12 protein-coding genes are annotated in these 17,557 nt (G+C 62.2%); 4 read left to right on the top strand and 8 right to left on the bottom strand.

Features of this window, described 5'->3' with window-relative positions; all coding sequences use genetic code 11:
* Positions 1-118 precede the first annotated feature (118 nt).
* On the top strand, positions 119-976 hold the full coding sequence (locus AB4M76_RS14650; RefSeq protein WP_368442721.1) for an LOG family protein: 858 nt from the start codon (positions 119-121) through the stop codon (positions 974-976).
* A gap of 1 nt (position 977) precedes the next feature.
* Here the strand turns inward: AB4M76_RS14650 and AB4M76_RS14645 are convergent, their stop codons facing one another.
* The 3 genes from AB4M76_RS14645 to AB4M76_RS14635 all read right to left on the bottom strand — a co-directional run bounded on the left by AB4M76_RS14645 (position 978) and on the right by AB4M76_RS14635 (position 6,656).
* Positions 978-3,995 (bottom strand): aminotransferase class III-fold pyridoxal phosphate-dependent enzyme, encoded by a 3,018-nt coding sequence (locus AB4M76_RS14645; protein ID WP_368442719.1) that lies wholly within the window; start codon positions 3,993-3,995, stop codon positions 978-980.
* Positions 3,996-4,072: 77 nt separating this feature from the next.
* Complete coding sequence (locus AB4M76_RS14640; protein ID WP_368442717.1) at positions 4,073-5,038, bottom strand: NAD(P)H-dependent flavin oxidoreductase; 966 nt, start codon at positions 5,036-5,038, stop codon at positions 4,073-4,075.
* Positions 5,039-5,042: 4 nt separating this feature from the next.
* Complete coding sequence (locus tag AB4M76_RS14635; protein ID WP_368442715.1) at positions 5,043-6,656, bottom strand: GMC family oxidoreductase; 1,614 nt, start codon at positions 6,654-6,656, stop codon at positions 5,043-5,045.
* Between the two features lie 250 nt (positions 6,657-6,906).
* Between AB4M76_RS14635 and AB4M76_RS14630 the strand changes: the two genes are divergently transcribed.
* From AB4M76_RS14630 to AB4M76_RS14620, 3 genes are all read left to right on the top strand, one after another.
* Positions 6,907-10,122 (top strand): CHASE domain-containing protein, encoded by a 3,216-nt coding sequence (locus AB4M76_RS14630; RefSeq protein ID WP_368442713.1) that lies wholly within the window; start codon positions 6,907-6,909, stop codon positions 10,120-10,122.
* 140 nt (positions 10,123-10,262) lie between these two features.
* Positions 10,263-11,915 carry an ATP-binding protein gene (locus AB4M76_RS14625; RefSeq protein ID WP_368442711.1) on the top strand — a complete coding sequence of 551 codons (1,653 nt, stop codon included), beginning with the start codon at positions 10,263-10,265 and terminating at the stop codon, positions 11,913-11,915.
* 12 nt (positions 11,916-11,927) lie between these two features.
* Complete coding sequence (locus AB4M76_RS14620) at positions 11,928-12,299, top strand: response regulator (protein WP_368443523.1); 372 nt, start codon at positions 11,928-11,930, stop codon at positions 12,297-12,299.
* 64 nt (positions 12,300-12,363) lie between these two features.
* On the opposite strand, the gene AB4M76_RS14615 is transcribed toward AB4M76_RS14620, so the two are convergent.
* The 5 genes from AB4M76_RS14615 to AB4M76_RS14595 form a co-directional block, all read right to left on the bottom strand.
* Positions 12,364-12,711, bottom strand: a complete 348-nt coding sequence (locus AB4M76_RS14615) for an Hpt domain-containing protein (RefSeq protein WP_368442710.1) — start codon at positions 12,709-12,711, stop codon at positions 12,364-12,366.
* Positions 12,712-12,719: 8 nt separating this feature from the next.
* A complete protein-coding gene (locus tag AB4M76_RS14610; protein WP_368442708.1) occupies positions 12,720-13,691 on the bottom strand; it encodes a response regulator in 972 nt (323 codons plus the stop codon).
* Between the two features lie 310 nt (positions 13,692-14,001).
* Entirely contained in the window at positions 14,002-15,372 is a 1,371-nt protein-coding gene (locus AB4M76_RS14605; protein ID WP_368442706.1) for an aspartate aminotransferase family protein, read from the bottom strand.
* 47 nt (positions 15,373-15,419) lie between these two features.
* On the bottom strand, positions 15,420-16,904 hold the full coding sequence (locus AB4M76_RS14600; protein WP_368442704.1) for an NAD-dependent succinate-semialdehyde dehydrogenase: 1,485 nt from the start codon (positions 16,902-16,904) through the stop codon (positions 15,420-15,422).
* 129 nt (positions 16,905-17,033) lie between these two features.
* The gene (locus AB4M76_RS14595) at positions 17,034-17,525 is read right to left on the bottom strand and encodes an Lrp/AsnC family transcriptional regulator (protein WP_368442702.1); all 492 of its coding nucleotides are present in this window, start codon (positions 17,523-17,525) and stop codon (positions 17,034-17,036) included.
* Positions 17,526-17,557 lie beyond the last annotated feature (32 nt).

The raw sequence follows: 17,557 nt of genomic DNA, 5'->3' as shown, positions 1-17,557 counted from the left end.
GTGCCTAGGGTGCAATTGTCCGCCAAAGGGGCGTGGTCAAACCGCGCGGGACGGTGCATGTTGACCTAAAGGACAAACGCGCCACTTCAGCCAAGCCACAGCAAAGAAAGACACGAGGATGACAGAGCACCACCGCCACCCCCTGCGCCGCGCCACTGTGGACCGCGCCAAGGCCGAAGAAGCGCCCGATACGCCACAGACCCGCGCGCCCGCCTACCGTCTGGCCTTTACCGACGAAGATTTCATGTGCCGCGAAGAGCTGCGCCCGGTGCGGTTGCAGTTGGAATTGCTCAAGCCCGAAATGCTGCTTGATGCGCATGGCATTCAATCGACCATCGTGCTTTTTGGCGGCGCGCGGATTCCCGAGCCCGCGCAGAAACACACCGCGCGGACCAAGACATTGGCCGATCTGTCGCGCTTTTACGACGAGACCCGCGAATTTTCGCGGCTGATGACTGAAAAGTCGATGGAAGGCGGCGGTGTGGAGAATGTCATCGTCACCGGTGGCGGACCGGGGGTGATGGAGGCCGGCAACCGGGGCGCGCTGGACGCGGGCGGCCATTCCATCGGGCTCAATATCGTGCTGCCGTTTGAGCAGGCGCCGAACGAATATGTTACCCCGGAGCTTTGTTTCAACTTCCACTATTTCGCGATCCGCAAGATGCATTTCCTGATGCGCGCCCGCGCGATCTGCGTCTTCCCCGGCGGTTTTGGCACCATGGACGAGTTGTTCGAGGCGCTGACCCTGATCCAGACGGGCCGCATGAACCGCGTGCCTTTCCTGCTCTTTGGCCGGGAGTTCTGGGAAAAGATCATCAACTGGGATGCGCTCGCCGATGCGGGCACGATCTCGGCCGAAGACCTCGACCTTTTCCGCTTTGTCGAAAGCGCGAGCGAGGCAATGGAGGTGATCGACAACTGGGAGACCGCCCCCGCCCGCGAACATGTGCCGGGGCGGGAGGAGTTGGAGGACTAGCTCAGCCCTCGGGCTGGCTGCCGCTTTCGGACAGGATCGCCCCCAACCGGTGCAGCAGCAGGTCGATGCCCTCGGCGTCGACCGTCAGCGGCGGGCGGACTTTCAGGATATTGTTGTCCGGTCCCTCGCAGCCGATCAGAATACGCGCCGCCCGCATCCGGTTGAGGATATAGGCGGTCTGCCGCGTGGCCGGGTCGCGGCGCGCGCGGTCGTTGACCATCTCGACCCCGACAAACAGCCCCATGCCGCGCACATCGCCGATCAGCGGGTGTCTCTCGGCCAGGTCTTGCAAGCCAGACATCAACCGCGCGCCCATGATGGCGGCGCTTTCCGCCAGCCCTTCGTCGTCAACGATATCAAGCACCGTCTTGCCCACCCGGCAGGACAGGGTCGAGCCGCCAAAGGTCGAAAAGAACTCCGGCCCTTTGGCGAAAGCCTTGGCCACTTCGGGCGTTGTGATCACCACGCCAAGCGGATGGCCGTTGCCGATGGGTTTGCCCAGCACGACGATATCGGGCCGCACGCCCTGCGCCTCAAAGGCAAAGTAATGCTCGCCCAGACGCCCCAGCCCGGTCTGCACCTCATCCGCGATACAGATGCCCCCCGCTTCGCGGATGCGCTGGTACACGCCTTTCAGGTAACCTTCGGGCGGCAGGATCTGCCCCCCGACCGAGGGGAATGTCTCGGCAATGAACCCGGCCAGCCTATGCCCCTTGCCCGCCATACGCGCCAGCGCGTCATCGACCTGCGCGGCATAGGCTTCGCCGGGGTTGTCTGACCCGCGCCGAAAGGCGCCCCGGTAGTCGTCGGGGATATCCACCAGTTCCACCCAATCGGGCTGGCCTGCGCCCCCTTTGGCGTTGAACTTATAGGCCGAGAGGTCCATCGCCCCGGTGGTATTGCCATGATAGCCATGATCCGGCGTCACCATCCCGCGTCCGCCACTGGCCGCCCGGGCAAGCCGCAGCGCCAGTTCATTCGCCTCGCTGCCCGAATTGACGAACCAGCAGACCGACAGTTCAGGCGGCAGTTTCGACAACAGCTTTTCCGCAAATGCCGCCTGCGCCGGGTGCAGGTAGCGGGTGTTGGAGTTCATCCGCATCAGCTGATCCGCCACCACCGCCTGAATGCGCGGATGCGCATGGCCGACATGGGGCACGTTGTTATAGGCATCGAGATAGGGCCGCCCCCATTCGTCGAACATATGGTGCCGCCAGCCGCGCAGCAGCATCACCGGGTCGTCATAGGTGAGCTTGAGATTGCCGCCGAAATGGTCCCGCCGCATCTGGGCGACCGCGTCTTTATCGGTCGGCTGCCAGGCCACATGGGCGTCGGGCAGGTTCAGCAGCGCCGCCGGGTTGGGGCAGATCGCCTCCCAAAGATAAAGCTCATCAGGGTCCGCCACCCCGGGCCAATCGGTGCCCATGCCGGTGAGCGTATAGGCCAGCTGGAAATGCAGATGCGGCGCCCAGCCGCCGTTGCAATCCGCCGCGCCAAACTGCGCAAAAACCGCGCCCGCCGCGATCTCTTGCCCCTCTTCCAACTCGACGATGCTCTCTGGGTCAAGATGGCCGTAGAGCGTGTGAAAGACATCCCCCGCCGGGGTCTCATGCGCGAGGATCACCATGCCGCCATAGTCGAGCGCCCCGGTGCGGTTTTCGGTAAAGGTCACGCGACCCGGCAAGGGGGCGCTGACCGGGGTGCCTGCGGGGGCAAAGACGTCCACCCCCATATGCACCGTGCGCCGGTTCGAGGATTTCCACGGCCCCTTGCGGAACGCCGGCGCGGTATAGACCAGACGCGGCTCGCGGTAGTAGCCCAGCCAGATGTCATCGGGGCCGAACCGATCCGCGCCTAGCGCCGCCGCCTCGGCAGGGGTCATGTCGAAAGGGTTGCGCGGGGTGGCCACCGCCTCGACCGACAGCGCCCCCGTCGGGGCGGCATCCAGCGGCACGCCGATCACCGGGGCGAAACTGCCGCGCGCGCTGTCGATCCATGCGGCGATCCGGGCGCTGGCATCATCCAGCGGCAGACCGCAAGCCGCCCGCAACCGGCAGCGCAGCAGTTCGGCGTTCAATGTCGCCCCTTCGAGGAACCGCCAGGCCGGCGCCTGCGAGATCGTCACATAGGGATCATCGGGGTTGTCCTGCGCCATCAGCGTCGAGTTCACCACGCTCATCGCCAGCCGCATCCGCAGCAGCGGATAGAGCGCGTCGATCTCACCCCCGCTCAGCGGGTTGACCCCGTGATAGCCCGCAACCAAAGCCGCCAGCGCCGCTTCCGGCTCGGCATGGTCAAGCACCACATAGGCGGCACAGATCGCCAGATCGCAGATGCGCGGCGCGGCGCACATGTCGCCCAGATCAATCAGCCCGGTGACCGCGCCTGTGCCGCCAGTGCCAGAGATCAGGACGTTGTAGTCGTTCAGATCGTTATGCAGCGCTTGGTGCGGCAGGGGTTCGATCATGTCCCGCGCTGCGGCGAAATCTATGCATATCTGCGCCAGCAGCGCATGGCGGCAGGGGTCTGTGATCACATCGAGCTTTGGCGCGATCCAATCGGCCTGCATCAGATCCCATTTGAAATCGCGCGCCAGCCCCGGATGCTCAAAATCCGCCAGTGCCGCGGCCAAACCGCCTGCCGCGCGGCCGAGCTCTTCGATCAAGGCCGGCGTATGGGGGCCGAACTTTGCATAGCAGATGCCGGGCAGCGCCTCTTGCAGCCAGACCAGCCGCCTCTCGCCCGCGTCGTCGGCGGCCTCAACCACCTGCGCCCCGCTGAGCGACTGAATCACCCGCGGCATCGGCAGATCGGGCGCACCCCCGGCCACATGGGCCAGCGCGGCGGTCTGCATATCGATCAAAGCAGCGTCGCAGCCTGCGCGCATGACCTTGAGCACATAGCCCGCCCCATCGCGGCCCGTGGCGCGAAAATTGAGATCATACTCCCCGTCGAGCCTGTGAAGATCGGCCTCGATCCCCCAATGCTCGGCCAGCACCTTTGACCAATGTTCCAGCATGTCCCCTCCCCCGCATCTATTGCCGCCATAAATCGGCAAGCGTAGTGAAATGACAAGGCTTTTCCTTGGCTTGCCGCCTAGAGGACAAATCTTTTCGCCAAGGCGGCCTCGGCCCCTTCGACAATATCGCGCAGGATGTCGGCGGCGGGGCGCACGTCATGGATCAAGCCGGCCACCTCGCCAACAAACGCATTGGCGATCCGCGCATCACCCGCGGCCGCCGCAGCCTGCCAACGCGGCCGTTCCGCGGCCAATGCGGTGCGGAGCCCTTCGGGGTCGTCATGCCAACGGTCCGTAAAATCATTGCGCAAGACCCTACCCGTGTAGCGCTTCGGCCAATCATAGCCGCGCATGATATCGGTGACCGTGCTGCGCAGCGTGTCGTCGCCGCTAGCCCTGATCGCCGCCTGCAGCATCGCGGGATGCACCAGCGCCTCATCCGAGGCCCAGAAGCGCGAGCCGATAACCACACCATCGGCCCCCAGCATCAGCGCCGCTGCCAAGCCGCGCCCGTCGCCCACGCCCCCCGCTGCGCAGAGCAGCGTGTCGGGCGCATGGCGGGCGATGTGATCGGCGACTTCGGGCACAAGAGTAAAGGTCGCGCGGCGCTCGCCATGGCCCCCGGCCTCGGCCCCTTGGGCGACGATGATCTCGGCCCCCAGATCAATCGCATGGGCCGCATCGCGCAGGGTCTGCACCTGACAGATCAGCGGCACCTTGGCGGCCTGAATGGCCGGCACGAAGTCCGCCGGATCACCGAAGGACAGGAACACCGCTGCCGGGCCGCGGGCGAGCACCTGTTCCAACGCCTGCGGATGCGCCCGCAGCGCCCAGGTGATGAAACCACAGCCGACCGACTGATTGCCCGCCAGATCCTGCTGTTCCGCAATCCATTCACCCGCGTCATAGGCGCCGCCGATCATCCCCAACCCCCCGGCGCCCGACACCGCCGCGGCCAGCCGCCCGCCGGCGGCAAAGGCCATCGGCGCTTGGATGATCGGATGCGTGATCCCCAGCCGTTCGGTAAGCCGCGTGCTCAGCATACCGTCACCGCGCCGCCAGAATGGCGTCAGCGGCCTTTTCGGCGATCATCACCGTGGGCGACGCCGTATTGCCCGAGACGATCTTGGGCATGATCGAGGCATCGACGACCCGCAGCCCGCTCAGCCCCTGCACCCGCAGATCTGTATCGACCACCGCCATCGGATCACTGCCCATCTTGCAGGTACCGACGGGGTGAAAGATCGTCGTGGCGATGTCGCGCGCCTTGTCGAGCAGGTCAGCGTCGCTCTGCACCTCTGGTCCGGGCAGGATTTCTTCGGGGGCATAGGGGTGCAAGGCCTTTGCGGTCATAATGCGCCGCGCCTGTTTCATCGCCGTGACCGCCACGCGTTTGTCGCTCTCGGCAGAGAGGTAGTTCAGGCGAATGTCAGGCTGCACGGCGCTGTCGCGGCTGGTCAGATGGCAGCTGCCGATACTGTCGGGCCGCAGATTGCAGACCGAGACGGTGATCGCGGGGAACCGATGCAGCGGGTCGCCCAGCCTGTCGGTCGAAAGAGGCTGCACATGATATTCCAGATCAGGCGTTGCCAGCGCCGGGTCGGATTTGGTGAACATGCCGAATTGGCTGGGCGCCATGGCCAGCGGCCCGCTGCGCCGCAAGAGGTACTCCAACCCCATACGCCCCTTGCCCCAAAGTGAATGGGTCATCGTGTTCAGCGTCTTGGTGTTCTGAACCTTATAGACGGTGCGGATTTGCAGATGGTCTTGCAGGTTCTCCCCCACGCCGGGCAAGTCATGCAGCGGTGTGATCCCCATGGCGCTTAGCAGATCGGGGCGTCCGATGCCGGAAAGCTCAAGGATTTTGGGCGAGTTGATCGCCCCCGCCGCCAAGAGCACCTCGCCCGCGGCCTCTGCCCGCAGCGCACGGCCCTTATGGGTAAAGCGCACCCCGGTCACGCGCTTGCCGTCGAGGATCAGCCCATCGGTATGGGCATGGGTCATCACCCGCAGGTTGGGCCGCTTCATGGCGGGCCGCAGGAAGCCGCGCGCCGTGCTCCACCGCAGGCCGCCTTTCTGGTTCACCTCGAAAAAGCCGGAGCCTTCGTTGTCGCCGTCGTTGAAGTCGCGGCGCGGCTTGATCCCGAACTCCCGCGCGCCCTCCTGCACCGCTTCCAGAATGTCCCACCGCAGACGCTGTTTGCTCACCTTCCACGCGCCGCCCGTGGCATGCATGGCATTGGCGCCCGCATGGTGATCCTCGGATTTGAGGAAATAGGGCAGCACGTCGTCCCAGCTCCAGCCGGTGTTGCCGAGCTGGCGCCAATGGTCATAGTCCGCCGCCTGCCCGCGCATGTAGATCATCCCGTTCACCGAAGAGCAGCCGCCCAGCACCTTGCCGCGGGGATAGACCAGCGCGCGGCCGTTCAACCCGGGCTCGGGGGCGGTCTTCATCATCCAGTCGGTGCGCGGGTTGCCGATGCAATAAAGATAGCCCACCGGCACTTTGACCCAATGGTAATTGTCGTCGCCCCCGGCTTCGAGCAGCAGCACACGGTTCCTGGGATCGGCACTCAGCCGGTTGGCCAAGACGCAGCCGGCGGTGCCTGCCCCAACGATAATATAGTCATAGGCACCCTCAAGCTGCGTCTCATCGTCCATTGGGTCACCTCTATTCAAATACCGCTCGCAAACTTGGTAAAGCGCACAGGGAGAGGCGGCAATCCCCGGCGGGGGCGTCTATGCGCGAAAGCAACAGACCTCAGGCTTTCGCGCCCGGCCAGTCCAAATTGTTGATTTTTTAACCCCGTTCGAGATTATAGGTAGATTGGACAACCAAGCTTGTGGCGTTAGCTTTCCCCGATCCGGAAGGTCTATTTTGCCCCTTAGCCGGATACAAAGGTGGGATCTGTTGCGGCGACCCGAGATCATATTATTGCTGGGATGTCTTGCCGTCACCATTGGCGTGTTTCTTTTCAGCAGCCGCAGCAATGAGGCATCGGCCACGCATCGGTTTGAACAGATCGTCGAAGAGAGCCTTCAGAATCTCGATTCGCGCATGAACGCCTATCTGCAAGCATTGAACGGTGTCGCGGCCTTTATGAATGCCTCTGACGAGGTGACGGCACGCGATTTCTCGGATTATGTCGATACTTTGGAGATCGACAGGTTTCTGCCCGGCATCAACGGTATCGGTTTTATCGCCCCCGTCGCAGAGGGGACGGAAGACGCCTTTCTTGCCCAGATGGCCGCCCTTGGAATCGACGATTTCCAGATCCATCCGGACACCGGCGCTGCCGACCGGATCGTGCTGCAATATATCCACCCGCCCCAGCGAAACCGGGGGGCTTTGGGGCTGGACCTGAGCTTTGACGAAGACCGGCGCCGGGCCGCGCTACAGGCGCTGCGCACCGGCAAGCCGCAGCTATCCCCGCGGGTCTACCTGGTTCAGGACGACAGCGAAACACCGGGGTTCTTGCTGCTGCGGCCGGTTTTTGAGGCCGGCGCGGTGGGCGGCTCCACTGCGCCGCCGAGCGAAGTCGAGGGGTTCACCGGCTGGATCGCGGCGCCTTTCGTCGCGGCTAATCTGCTGACCGATCTGACGCCCTTGCAGGGGCAGGCCTATGAGCTACAGGTCTACGACGGGCTTATGGCCGACCCGGACAGGCAGCTTTACGACGGGCAGGAGGCGGAGGCGCCGAGCGGGCGGTATCGCACCGCGCAGACCATCGAACGCTTTGGCCGGCCTTGGACCCTGCTCCACAGCAGTACCCCGTCATTCGACGCGACCGCGCAAAGCAATCTGCCGCTGATCCTGCTGGTGTCGGGCCTTTCGCTCACCGGTCTGCTTGCCGTTGCCTTTCGCAGCCTGCGCCAGCGCAGCGAGGCGCTGAGCGAGCTGGCCGCGCTGCGCGAACGCCAGATCGACGCCCATGAAGAAGAGAACCGGTCGCTTATCGAAAACGCTGTAACGCCGGTCTTTCTGCTTGATGGGCAGGACTGCGTCCTTTTTGCCAATCAGGCGGCGCTGGTCTGTTTTGGCTATGGCCGCGAGATGCTGCGCGGCATGACGTTTCGCGACTTGATCCTCTGCCATTCTGGTGAAACCGAAGATGGGCAGGTCAATGCCACGGGCAAGACCTGCTTTGGCCAGACGTTGAAACTCAATCTGCAGCGCAACAGCTGGACGACCCATACCGGCGAGCGACGGGTCACGGCGATCGTGCGCGATCTGACCTCGGAAATCGCGGTGCAGGAGGAATTGGCCCATAATAAAGCGCTCTATGATCTGGCGCTTGAGGGCGCTCAGATCGGGGTGTTCGATATTGATCTAGTCACCGGAAAATCGGCGGTCTCCGATACCTGGCGCCATATCGTCGGCCTGCCAGACGATCTGCGCACCCCGAACACGCAGGCGGAGTTTTTGCAGCGGGTCCACCCCGATGATCTGCCAAGCCTCATGCAATCCGATCTGGCCTGCATCAAGGGAGAGACCAGCCGTTCCATTACCGAATTCAGGATCAATGTCGGGGAAAACAACTGGCGCTGGATGCGGTCGGACGCGCGGGTGACCGAACGGGCGGCAGATGGCACGGCGCTGCGGATGGTCGGGACCCAGATGGATGTCACCGATCTGGTACATTCAAGAAACGCGCTGGAGACAAGCGAGAGCCGCTTTCGCCAGGTCTTGGCCGCCGCGCCCGTGGGCATGGCCATTCTGGGCAAAGGCGGGGCTTTCAAAAGCGTTAACAGCGCTCTCTGCGCCCTTTGCGGCTATAGCGAAGCAGAGCTTCTGGCGGGGATCAAACTTGGCGATCTCCTGCCCGAAGAGGATCTGCGCAAGCTCTATGGGGATGTGCAGGGTTTGGTCGCCGCCAATTCCGCCGAAGTCTATCAGACCCAATGCCGCATCGCCCATAAACGCGGCACCGAACGCTGGGGGCTGTTCAATGTCTCCTGGACGCTCGACAAGAACACGCGCGAACATGTCTATATCGTCCAGATCAACGACATCACCGATCAGAAAAAGCTCGACCAGATCAAGAGCGAATTTGTCTCCACGGTCAGCCATGAGCTGCGCACCCCGCTGACCTCGATCAAAGGCGCATTGGGGCTGATCGACACCGGCGCGCAGACCAAATTGCAGCCCTCCCACGTCCGGCTCATCGAAATCGCGCGCAGCAATGCGGACCGTCTGACCCATATCGTGAATGACATTCTCGACCTTGAGAAAATCTCCTCCGGCGAAGTCGCCTTTGACTTCAATGACATCGACCTCGGCGAAGTGATCCGTGCCTCAAGCAGCGAGATGTCGCCCTTTGCCAGCACCCATAGCAACCAGTTGGTTGTGCAACTGCCAGAGATGCCGCTGATGGTGCGCGCCGACGAAAGCCGGACCCGGCAGGTGTTGGCCAATCTGATCTCCAATGCCTGCAAATACTCCGACGCGGACAGCGATGTGCTGATCCGGGCCGAGCATCTGGGCGACAAGGCGATTGTCTTTATCCAGAACAGCGGGCCGGGCGTGCCGGAAGCCTTCCGCCCGCGTATCTTTCAAGCCTTCTCTCAGGCCGATGGCTCTGACACGCGCGCCAAAGGCGGCACCGGCTTGGGCCTGAATATCACGCGACAGATCGTCTCTCGCCAAGGGGGCAGCATCGGGTTTGAGAGTATTCCGGGAGGGATCACGGTCTTCTGGTTCACCTGCCCGATCGCCGACGCCACGGCAGAGGACGCGCCGGAACCGGTGCAGAACATGGCAGAGAGCTGCGATGAAACCCTTCAAGTGCTGCATATCGAAGATGATCTCGACTTTTCCGAGGTCATCCGTGCCGGGCTGGGCAAGGTTGCGCAGGTGACCAATGTCACATCGCTGGCCCGGGCGCATTGGGCGCTTGGCCGCATGAAACCCGATATCATCATTCTCGACTGGGCCTTGCCGGATGGCGACGCCCGGACCTTGCTGGACGATATTTCCCGCCTGCACCCCTCTGCCAAGGTCATCAGCCTATCGGCGGACAGCAACCGCGAACCGGATGCGCGGGTGGACATCCATATTGTCAAATCGCGCAGCGGAATCCGCAAGGTTGTCGATTCAATCACAGGTAGAACTGCACAGGCATCTTAAACTTGATAAATGTAATTCACTGACGCTAATGTGCGACATGCCATATTATTGCCAACATGGCCTGACAGTTTAAACATATTACACGAGTAGCGACGCGCATGAGTGGGAGAGCGTATCGTTCAATCGGCGAGGGATTACGAGTGTCGTTACATATTGCTAACAAGCGCACCGCCGGAAGCTTCATTTTAAGCTCCGCATTGGCGGCAGGCTGGTACAGCGCCTCATCTGCATTGCTCTCCGGCCCGGCGGCAGAGGCCGTTCCCGTGGTCGGCGCAATCGTTCTGGCGGGGCTTGCGCCCTTTATCATTCCCATGGCCCAGCCCGCTGCCCAGACCGAGGATCGGCAGCTTGGCATGGCCCAGCGGCTCAAGGCTTTTGACAGCCACGCCATCGTGAATATCGTGGATACCAAAGGTCTGCTGACAGAGGTGAATGACCGCTTCACCTCGCTCACCGGCTACACCCGCGAGCAGTTGATCGGCCAGCCGGTCTCGATGCTCTATGCCGAGGACTTCAAGGAACTGGCCGCCGAGATCCGCGCCGGGCTGAAACGCGGCGACACATGGCAGGGCGAAACCCCGCTGCGCTGCGCGGATGGGCGGATGATCTGCACCCAGATCACGGTCATGCCGATGTATGATTCCGGCGGAAAATGGACCGGCTCGATCACCGCCCGGACCGATGTGACCCGCGCCCATGAGCTTCTGGCCGAACGTGACACCGCTGAAACCCTTTACGAGCTGCGCGACGACATTTGGATCGTCGATGCCGAGACCCACCGTCTGACCTATATGAACCGCAGCGCCATGCGCCGCACCGGCTGGAGCGACAAGGCCTATAGCACACGCACGCTTGACGACCTTGCGCGGGAAACGGATTGCGAGACGGTTCTGAGCGCCTGCAAAGCGCTGGCCCAGACCCGCAAAACCATGACCCAGTTTGATGCCGAGATCTTTGGCAAGCATTTTCAGGTGACCATCAAAATGCTGCAAATCGGCCGCGCGCCCGGCCGGTTCTTGATCATGCTGCATGACATCACGGATCTCATCAGCGAAGAGCGCACAAAGTCCGAATTCATTTCCATGGTCAGCCATGAGCTGCGCTCTCCGCTGACCTCGATCAAAGGCGCGATGGGGCTTTTGCTGTCCCGCGCGGCGGGGGATCTACCCCCCAAGGCCCGCGCCCTGCTTGAGATTTCGCACCGCAATGCCGACCGTTTGGTGCTTATCATCAATGATATCCTCGACCTTGAGAAGATCGCCAATGGGCGGCTCGAATTTGACATGCAAGAGACCAATATCTCGGAGCTTTTGCAGGAAACCGGCAGCGCCAATGCGTCTTTGGAACAGCGTTTCGGGGTCCGTATCCAGATTGAAAATACCAAGGCGCCGATCTGGCTCACCACGGACCCGAACCGCATTATTCAGGTGCTGACAAACCTGCTCTCGAATGCGGCCAAATTCTCCAAACCCGGGGACCGCATCCTGCTGCGCGCCGAAGACAGCGCCGAGGAACTGCGCGTTTCGGTGACGGACAAGGGCATGGGCATTCCGGCCAGCGAGCAGCATAAGGTGTTCCAACGCTTTGCCGATCTGTCGAATTCCAACCGCACGATCAAGGGCGGCACCGGCTTGGGGCTCAGCGTCTGCAAAGCGATTGTCGAAAGCCTGGGTGGTCAAATAGGTTTTGACAGTCGTGAAGGATTTGGTACGACATTTTACTTTACCCTGCCGAAGAAAACTTCTCAGATGGGGGCGAAGGAAACGGCTCCGCTCCTGCGCGAAGCCTCCTAAAGAGAGTGTATGATGATCAAACTGCTGCACGTCGAAGATGACGCGGATATTCGTGAAATCGCGCTGATGGCGCTAGAGCTCAGCGGCGAGTTCGACGTCGTTCAATGCGAAACCGGCGAGGCGGCGCTGAACCAGGTTCAGGATTATACGCCTGACGTGATCCTGCTCGACATGATGATGCCCGGCATGACCGGTCGCCAGACGCTTGAGAAAATGCGCGAGATGGACAGCCTGCGCGATGTGCCGGCGATCTTCATGACCGCGCGGGCGCAGCACAATGAGATTGAGGAGCTGCGCGAGCTGGGTGCGGCCGATGTGATCAGCAAACCTTTCGACCCGATCGCCCTCGCCGATCAGGTCAAAACCGCAATGCAGGCCGGGTAATCCCAGGCATTCGACCGTGGAGCTGGCTTATTTCATGCGAAAGCAGGTGACGCGCTGACCGACCTCAGTCGAGCGCCTCGGTCTCCTTGCGGCAGAGCGCCACAAAATCATCCAGGGCCGAGATCAGCTCGATAGGACAGGCAGCCTGATCGGCATCCGGCCCGGCGAGGTGATCGACAATCTGAAGCTCGCAGGCACGCGCCGTCTGCCCCAGTTCTTCGAACCCCAGCGACCCGGCACTGCCCGCGATCTGGTGCAGGATCGCCTGTGCGCCGGCCAGATTGCTGGTGATCTCTTCGACGGTCTTCCCATCCCAAGCCGCAAGCCCGTGGCTGGCGATCTGCGTCTGCCGCTCTGCCAACATCTCAATAAAACGCCTGCGGATTCGTTCGATCCCGGGCAGTTCTGTCATCAATTTTGTCATGCGCGTTGGTCAACCTGCCAGAAGTTGGTCAGGGATTTGGTATGCGCCGCACTCGCCGCTTCGGCGCTAGAATGCGCGTCGGCCAAAGCATCCATCACCGAGTTGCCGTGTTTCCAGATCAGCCGCACCGCATTCCCGGCGCTGACCCGCGGATGCACCCGCTCGCCGTGGTTGTCGAAGAGCTCGGTCTGCGACAGCTCAAAGTTCACCGCATCCATCAGCGCCGCCATATCCGGGCGCCAGCCGCTTTCGGTGATGCACACAAAGGTGCCATTGCCCGCATAGGACATCAGGAATTGATGCCCGATCAACGTGTCCGACAGCACTTCGGCCACGTCAGAGACAAGGCTGTAGAACTCAAAGGCAGAGAGGGTGGCGTGGAACGCGTCAATCTCTCGGATGGTAAAGGCGAAAGTCGTCGAGCCGAAGAGCGCGCTGCGCGACAGCTGCGCCACGTAGTTTTCCATCGCGGTATATTCGATCACATTGTCGACGTCATAGATGGAGATCGGCTCAAAGAGTTCGACATGTCGGGATTGATCTGCAACCGACTTGGCCGCGAAGATCTTCTTGGTGCGCTGCTGGCGGTCCTGGGCCATATTCTCAACGATCTTGAGACGAGAGGTCAGCTCGGCGATCTCAAAGGGTTTGGTGACGTAATCCGACGCCCCCGCCGCAAAAGCCGCGTCGATATAGCGTTTGTCGGACATGGCGGTCAGCATCAGGATCGGCGTGTCAGAGAAGCGCGCCGTTTCGCGGATACGTTTGGTCAGATCGATCCCGTCCATTCCCGGCATCTGAATGTCCAACATGAAACAATCGATATGCCCGATGTCGGGGTCGCCCAAAGCCTCAAGCGCATCCAAGGCCGAGTCGGCGGTCAACAATTCATGCGTTCCAATGATTTCGACGAATTGACCAAGCAATTCGAGGATAATCGGATCGTCATCCACCGCCAAAATTCGCATCTCTAATCTCCACTCATCGAATACAAGCTGCCCCCACGAGCGGATCGCAGCGACTTGCTATCAATATTCTTGGGAACTGTGTTCTAATTTTGGCGAAATCAGAGCGAATGGGCGTCAGATCGTGGAACTGTTTCTAAATGATGAATCTATGCCACAGGAAATAGCCGGATTCCGGGCATTTCCAGCCCGCGGCGGCGATTTCTTCAAAAAATTCGGCGGGGAATCTTTACCCCCGTGTCGGGGATTCTCCTCCCCCAGAAAAACGACGGCCCAGCCAAAGCCGGGCCGCCAGTAACGCTTTACCGGACGGTTAGCCCAGGGTCGCTTTCACCGCATCGACGGTGGCCGCAACCACGGTGTCGGCCTCTTCGCGGGTCAGGCAGAAGGGCGGCGCATAGCCGATGATATCGCCCTGCGGCATGGCGCGGGCGATGACGCCGGCCTTGGCCATCTCGCCCACGATGCTGGGCACCACCTTGCGGGTCGGGTCAAAGCCCGCGCGGCTGTCGCGGTCCTGCACCAGTTCCACGGCGCAGAGCATGCCTTCGCCCCGTATCTCCCCCACATGCGCGTGATCGCCCAAAGCATCTTTCATCTGCGCATTGAGGTATTTGCCCACCTCAGACGCATTTTCGATGAGGTTCAGATCATCGATCAGCTTGAGGTTCGCAATCCCCGCCGCCGCACCGATGGGATGGGCCGAATAGGTCCAGCCGTGGCCAATGGGGCCATTCTCATCGGTGCCCTGTTCCAGCACCTTCCACATCTTGTCACCGACAATGGAGCCCGAGAGCGGCGCATAGGCCGAGGTCAGCCCTTTGGCGATGGTGATGAGGTCAGGCGTCATACCGTAGTGATCCGAGCCGAACATGCTGCCCAGACGGCCAAAGCCGGTGACGACCTCATCCGCGACCAGCAGGATGTCATGTTTCTTCAGCACCTCCTGCACGGCGGCCCAATAGCCCGCGGGCGGCGGCACGATGCCCCCGGTGCCCAGAACAGGCTCACCGATAAAGGCCGCGATGGTGTCCGCCCCTTCCCGCTCGATCAGCGCTTCCAACTCGCCCACCAGATGCGCGACATAGTCGGCTTCGCTCATGTTCACGTCTGGGCGGCGGTAGTAGTAAGGCGCCTCGGTATGCACGACTTGCGCCAGCGGCAGGTCAAACTTCTTGTGGAACAGCTCCAGCCCGGTCAGCGAGCCGGTGACGAGCCCCGACCCGTGGTAGCCGCGCCAGCGCGAGATGATCTTCTTCTTCTCGGGACGGCCCAGGATGTTGTTGTAATACCAGATCAGCTTGACGTTGGTCTCATTCGCGTCCGAGCCGCCAAGGCCGAAATACACCTTGCTCATGCCTTCGGGCGCGCGGTCGAGGATCATCTTCGACAGGGTGATGCTCGCCTCGGTGCCATGGCCGACATAGGCGTGGTAATAGGCCAGCTCATGCGCCTGTTCGGCAATCGCTTCGGCGATCTCGCTGCGGCCATAGCCCACGTTCACACAGTAGAGCCCCGCGAAAGCGTCAAGCAATTCATTGCCGTCGCGGTCGGTGATATGGCTGCCTTTGGCGCTTTTGATCACCCGCGTCGGGCTTTCGCCGCGCGCGTGCTGCGCCAGATGGGTGGAGGGGTGAAAGAAGTTTTCACGGTCCCATTGTTCGAGCATATCATTTTTCAGCATTGGTCTTTCCTTTCTTCCGGCACGGCTTTGCGCCGTATTCTTCGATTTCAGCCCCAGTCACGGCAGACGTATTTGACTTCCGTAAAGGCTTCGAGCCCGAGCCGCGATCCCTCGCGCCCGATCCCCGATTGTTTCGTCCCGCCAAAGGGGATCGGCGCGCCGGTCACCTTGGTGCGGTTCACCGCCACCATGCCGAAACAGAGCGCCCGGCTGGCGCGGTAGATGCGGCGCGGGTCCTGGCTGTGGACATAGGCCACCAGCCCGTATTCCGTATCATTGGCCCGTGTGATCGCCTCATCCTCGCTGTCGAAAGCCGCGATGGCGGCGACAGGGCCAAAGGTCTCCTCGCGCATGATCAGCGCATCCGCAGGCACATCCGCCAGCACCGTTGGCTCAAAGAACAGCGGCCCCGCTGCGTGACGCTTGCCCCCACAGAGCAGCCGCGCGCCCCGGTCCAGCGCATCTTTGACATGCTCTTCCTGTTTGGCAACGGCCTTTTCATTCATCAGCGGTCCAATATCGGGATCGTCCGAACCCACGCCCACGGTCAGCGCCTCGGTGGCGGCGGTGAAACGCGCGCAGAAGGTCTCGTAGCTGTCGCGGGCGATGAAGAAGCGGTTCGCGCCGAGGCAGTCTTGCCCCGAGGTGGCGAATTTGGCCTTGATCGCCTCTTCGACCGCGCGGTCCATATCGGCATCGTCGAACATGATGAAAGGCGCGTGGCCGCCCAGTTCCAGCACCAACCGTTTCACCGTGTCTGACGCCTGACGGTAGAGCAACTTGCCGATCTCGGTGGAGCCGGTGAAGGAAATCGCGCGAACGCGGGCGTCCTCCATCCAAGGTTTCACCACCTCGGCTGCGGCGCCGGTGACGACGTTAAAGACGCCTTTGGGCAGCCCCGCCTGCTCGCCCAATTCGGCCAGAGCCAGCGCCGAAAACGGCGTCTCTGCCGAGGGATGCGCGACCACGGTGCAGCCTGCGGCCAATGCCGCGCCCGCTTTCCGGGTCAGCATGGCCGAGGGGAAGTTCCACGGGGTAACAAGGGCAGCCACCCCCACCGGCTCGCGCCAGATCTCGACCTCGGCGTCGGGCAGATGCGAGGTGACGCCTTCGATATTCGGGCGGCGAGCTTCTTCGGCGTAGAACTCAAAGAAAGAGGCCGCATAGTCGATCTCGCCACGCGATTCAGAGATTGGCTTGCCCTGTTCAGCCGTCATGATCCGCGCCAGATCTTCGCGGTTCTCCAACATCAGATCACGCCAGCGCCGCAGGATCGCGCCGCGCTCTTGCGGCAGCAGGCCGGCCCATTGCGGGAAGGCCGCATGGGCAGCATCCACCGCCGCCCGGCTGTCCGCGCCGTTCAGCTTGGCCACCGAGCCCAGCACCGAACCGCTGGCAGGATCGGTCACGTCAAAAGCATCGCTCTCAGCCCCGGCGACCCATGCGCCGCCGACATAGGCGAAATGGCGGGCCAATTCACCCCGGTCCAATGCGGGCAACCCATCTGCGGGGGTTGGGATCATCTTGGTCATGGCACACCTCCATTGCGTTGAATTGCCCCGAGGGTACGGTGCATCGCGGCGAAGGTTTGACGGAGTTTCAGGGCTCTTGCCGGAGGTTCTGCGGTGGAACCATCACCGCGCCGGATAAACTCCGGTGGATCAGCTCTCATCCTCAGGCAGCAGCAGGGAAAGCGGAAGCGGGGCGGATTTCACCGATTTGGTCACGATATAGGTGAAATAGCGGGTCAGCCCGGCCTGTTGATCCAGCAGCGCATCCATCAGCCGCTGATAGCTGTCGATGTCGCGGGTCACGACCTGCATGAGATAGTCAAACCCGCCGCCCAGGGCCCAGCATTGCACGATCTCGTCATGCTGCGCGATCACCGCTTCGAAGCGCTGGAACGCCTCGGCCCGGTGGTTGCCCAGTTCGGCCTGCACAAAGACCGTCACATGCGGGGCGATCCGGCGCAGGGCGACCTGCGCCTCATAGCCGGTGATGATGCCTGCAGACTCCAGCCGCGCCAGCCGCTCGCCGCAGGCGGTGGCGCTGAGATTGACCTTGTCAGCCAGCGCGGATTTCGCGATCCGCCCCTCCCGAGAGAGGATCGACAGCACTGCGATATCGCGCTTATCCAGTTTGACAAAGCTCATGCCCGTTTCATGGGAGCGCAGCCTGGGCTTGT

Source organism: Sulfitobacter sp. PS-8MA, from assembly GCF_040933935.1.
GTDB lineage: Bacteria > Pseudomonadota > Alphaproteobacteria > Rhodobacterales > Rhodobacteraceae > Sulfitobacter.
This window is presented reverse-complemented; position numbering and strand designations above follow the sequence as displayed.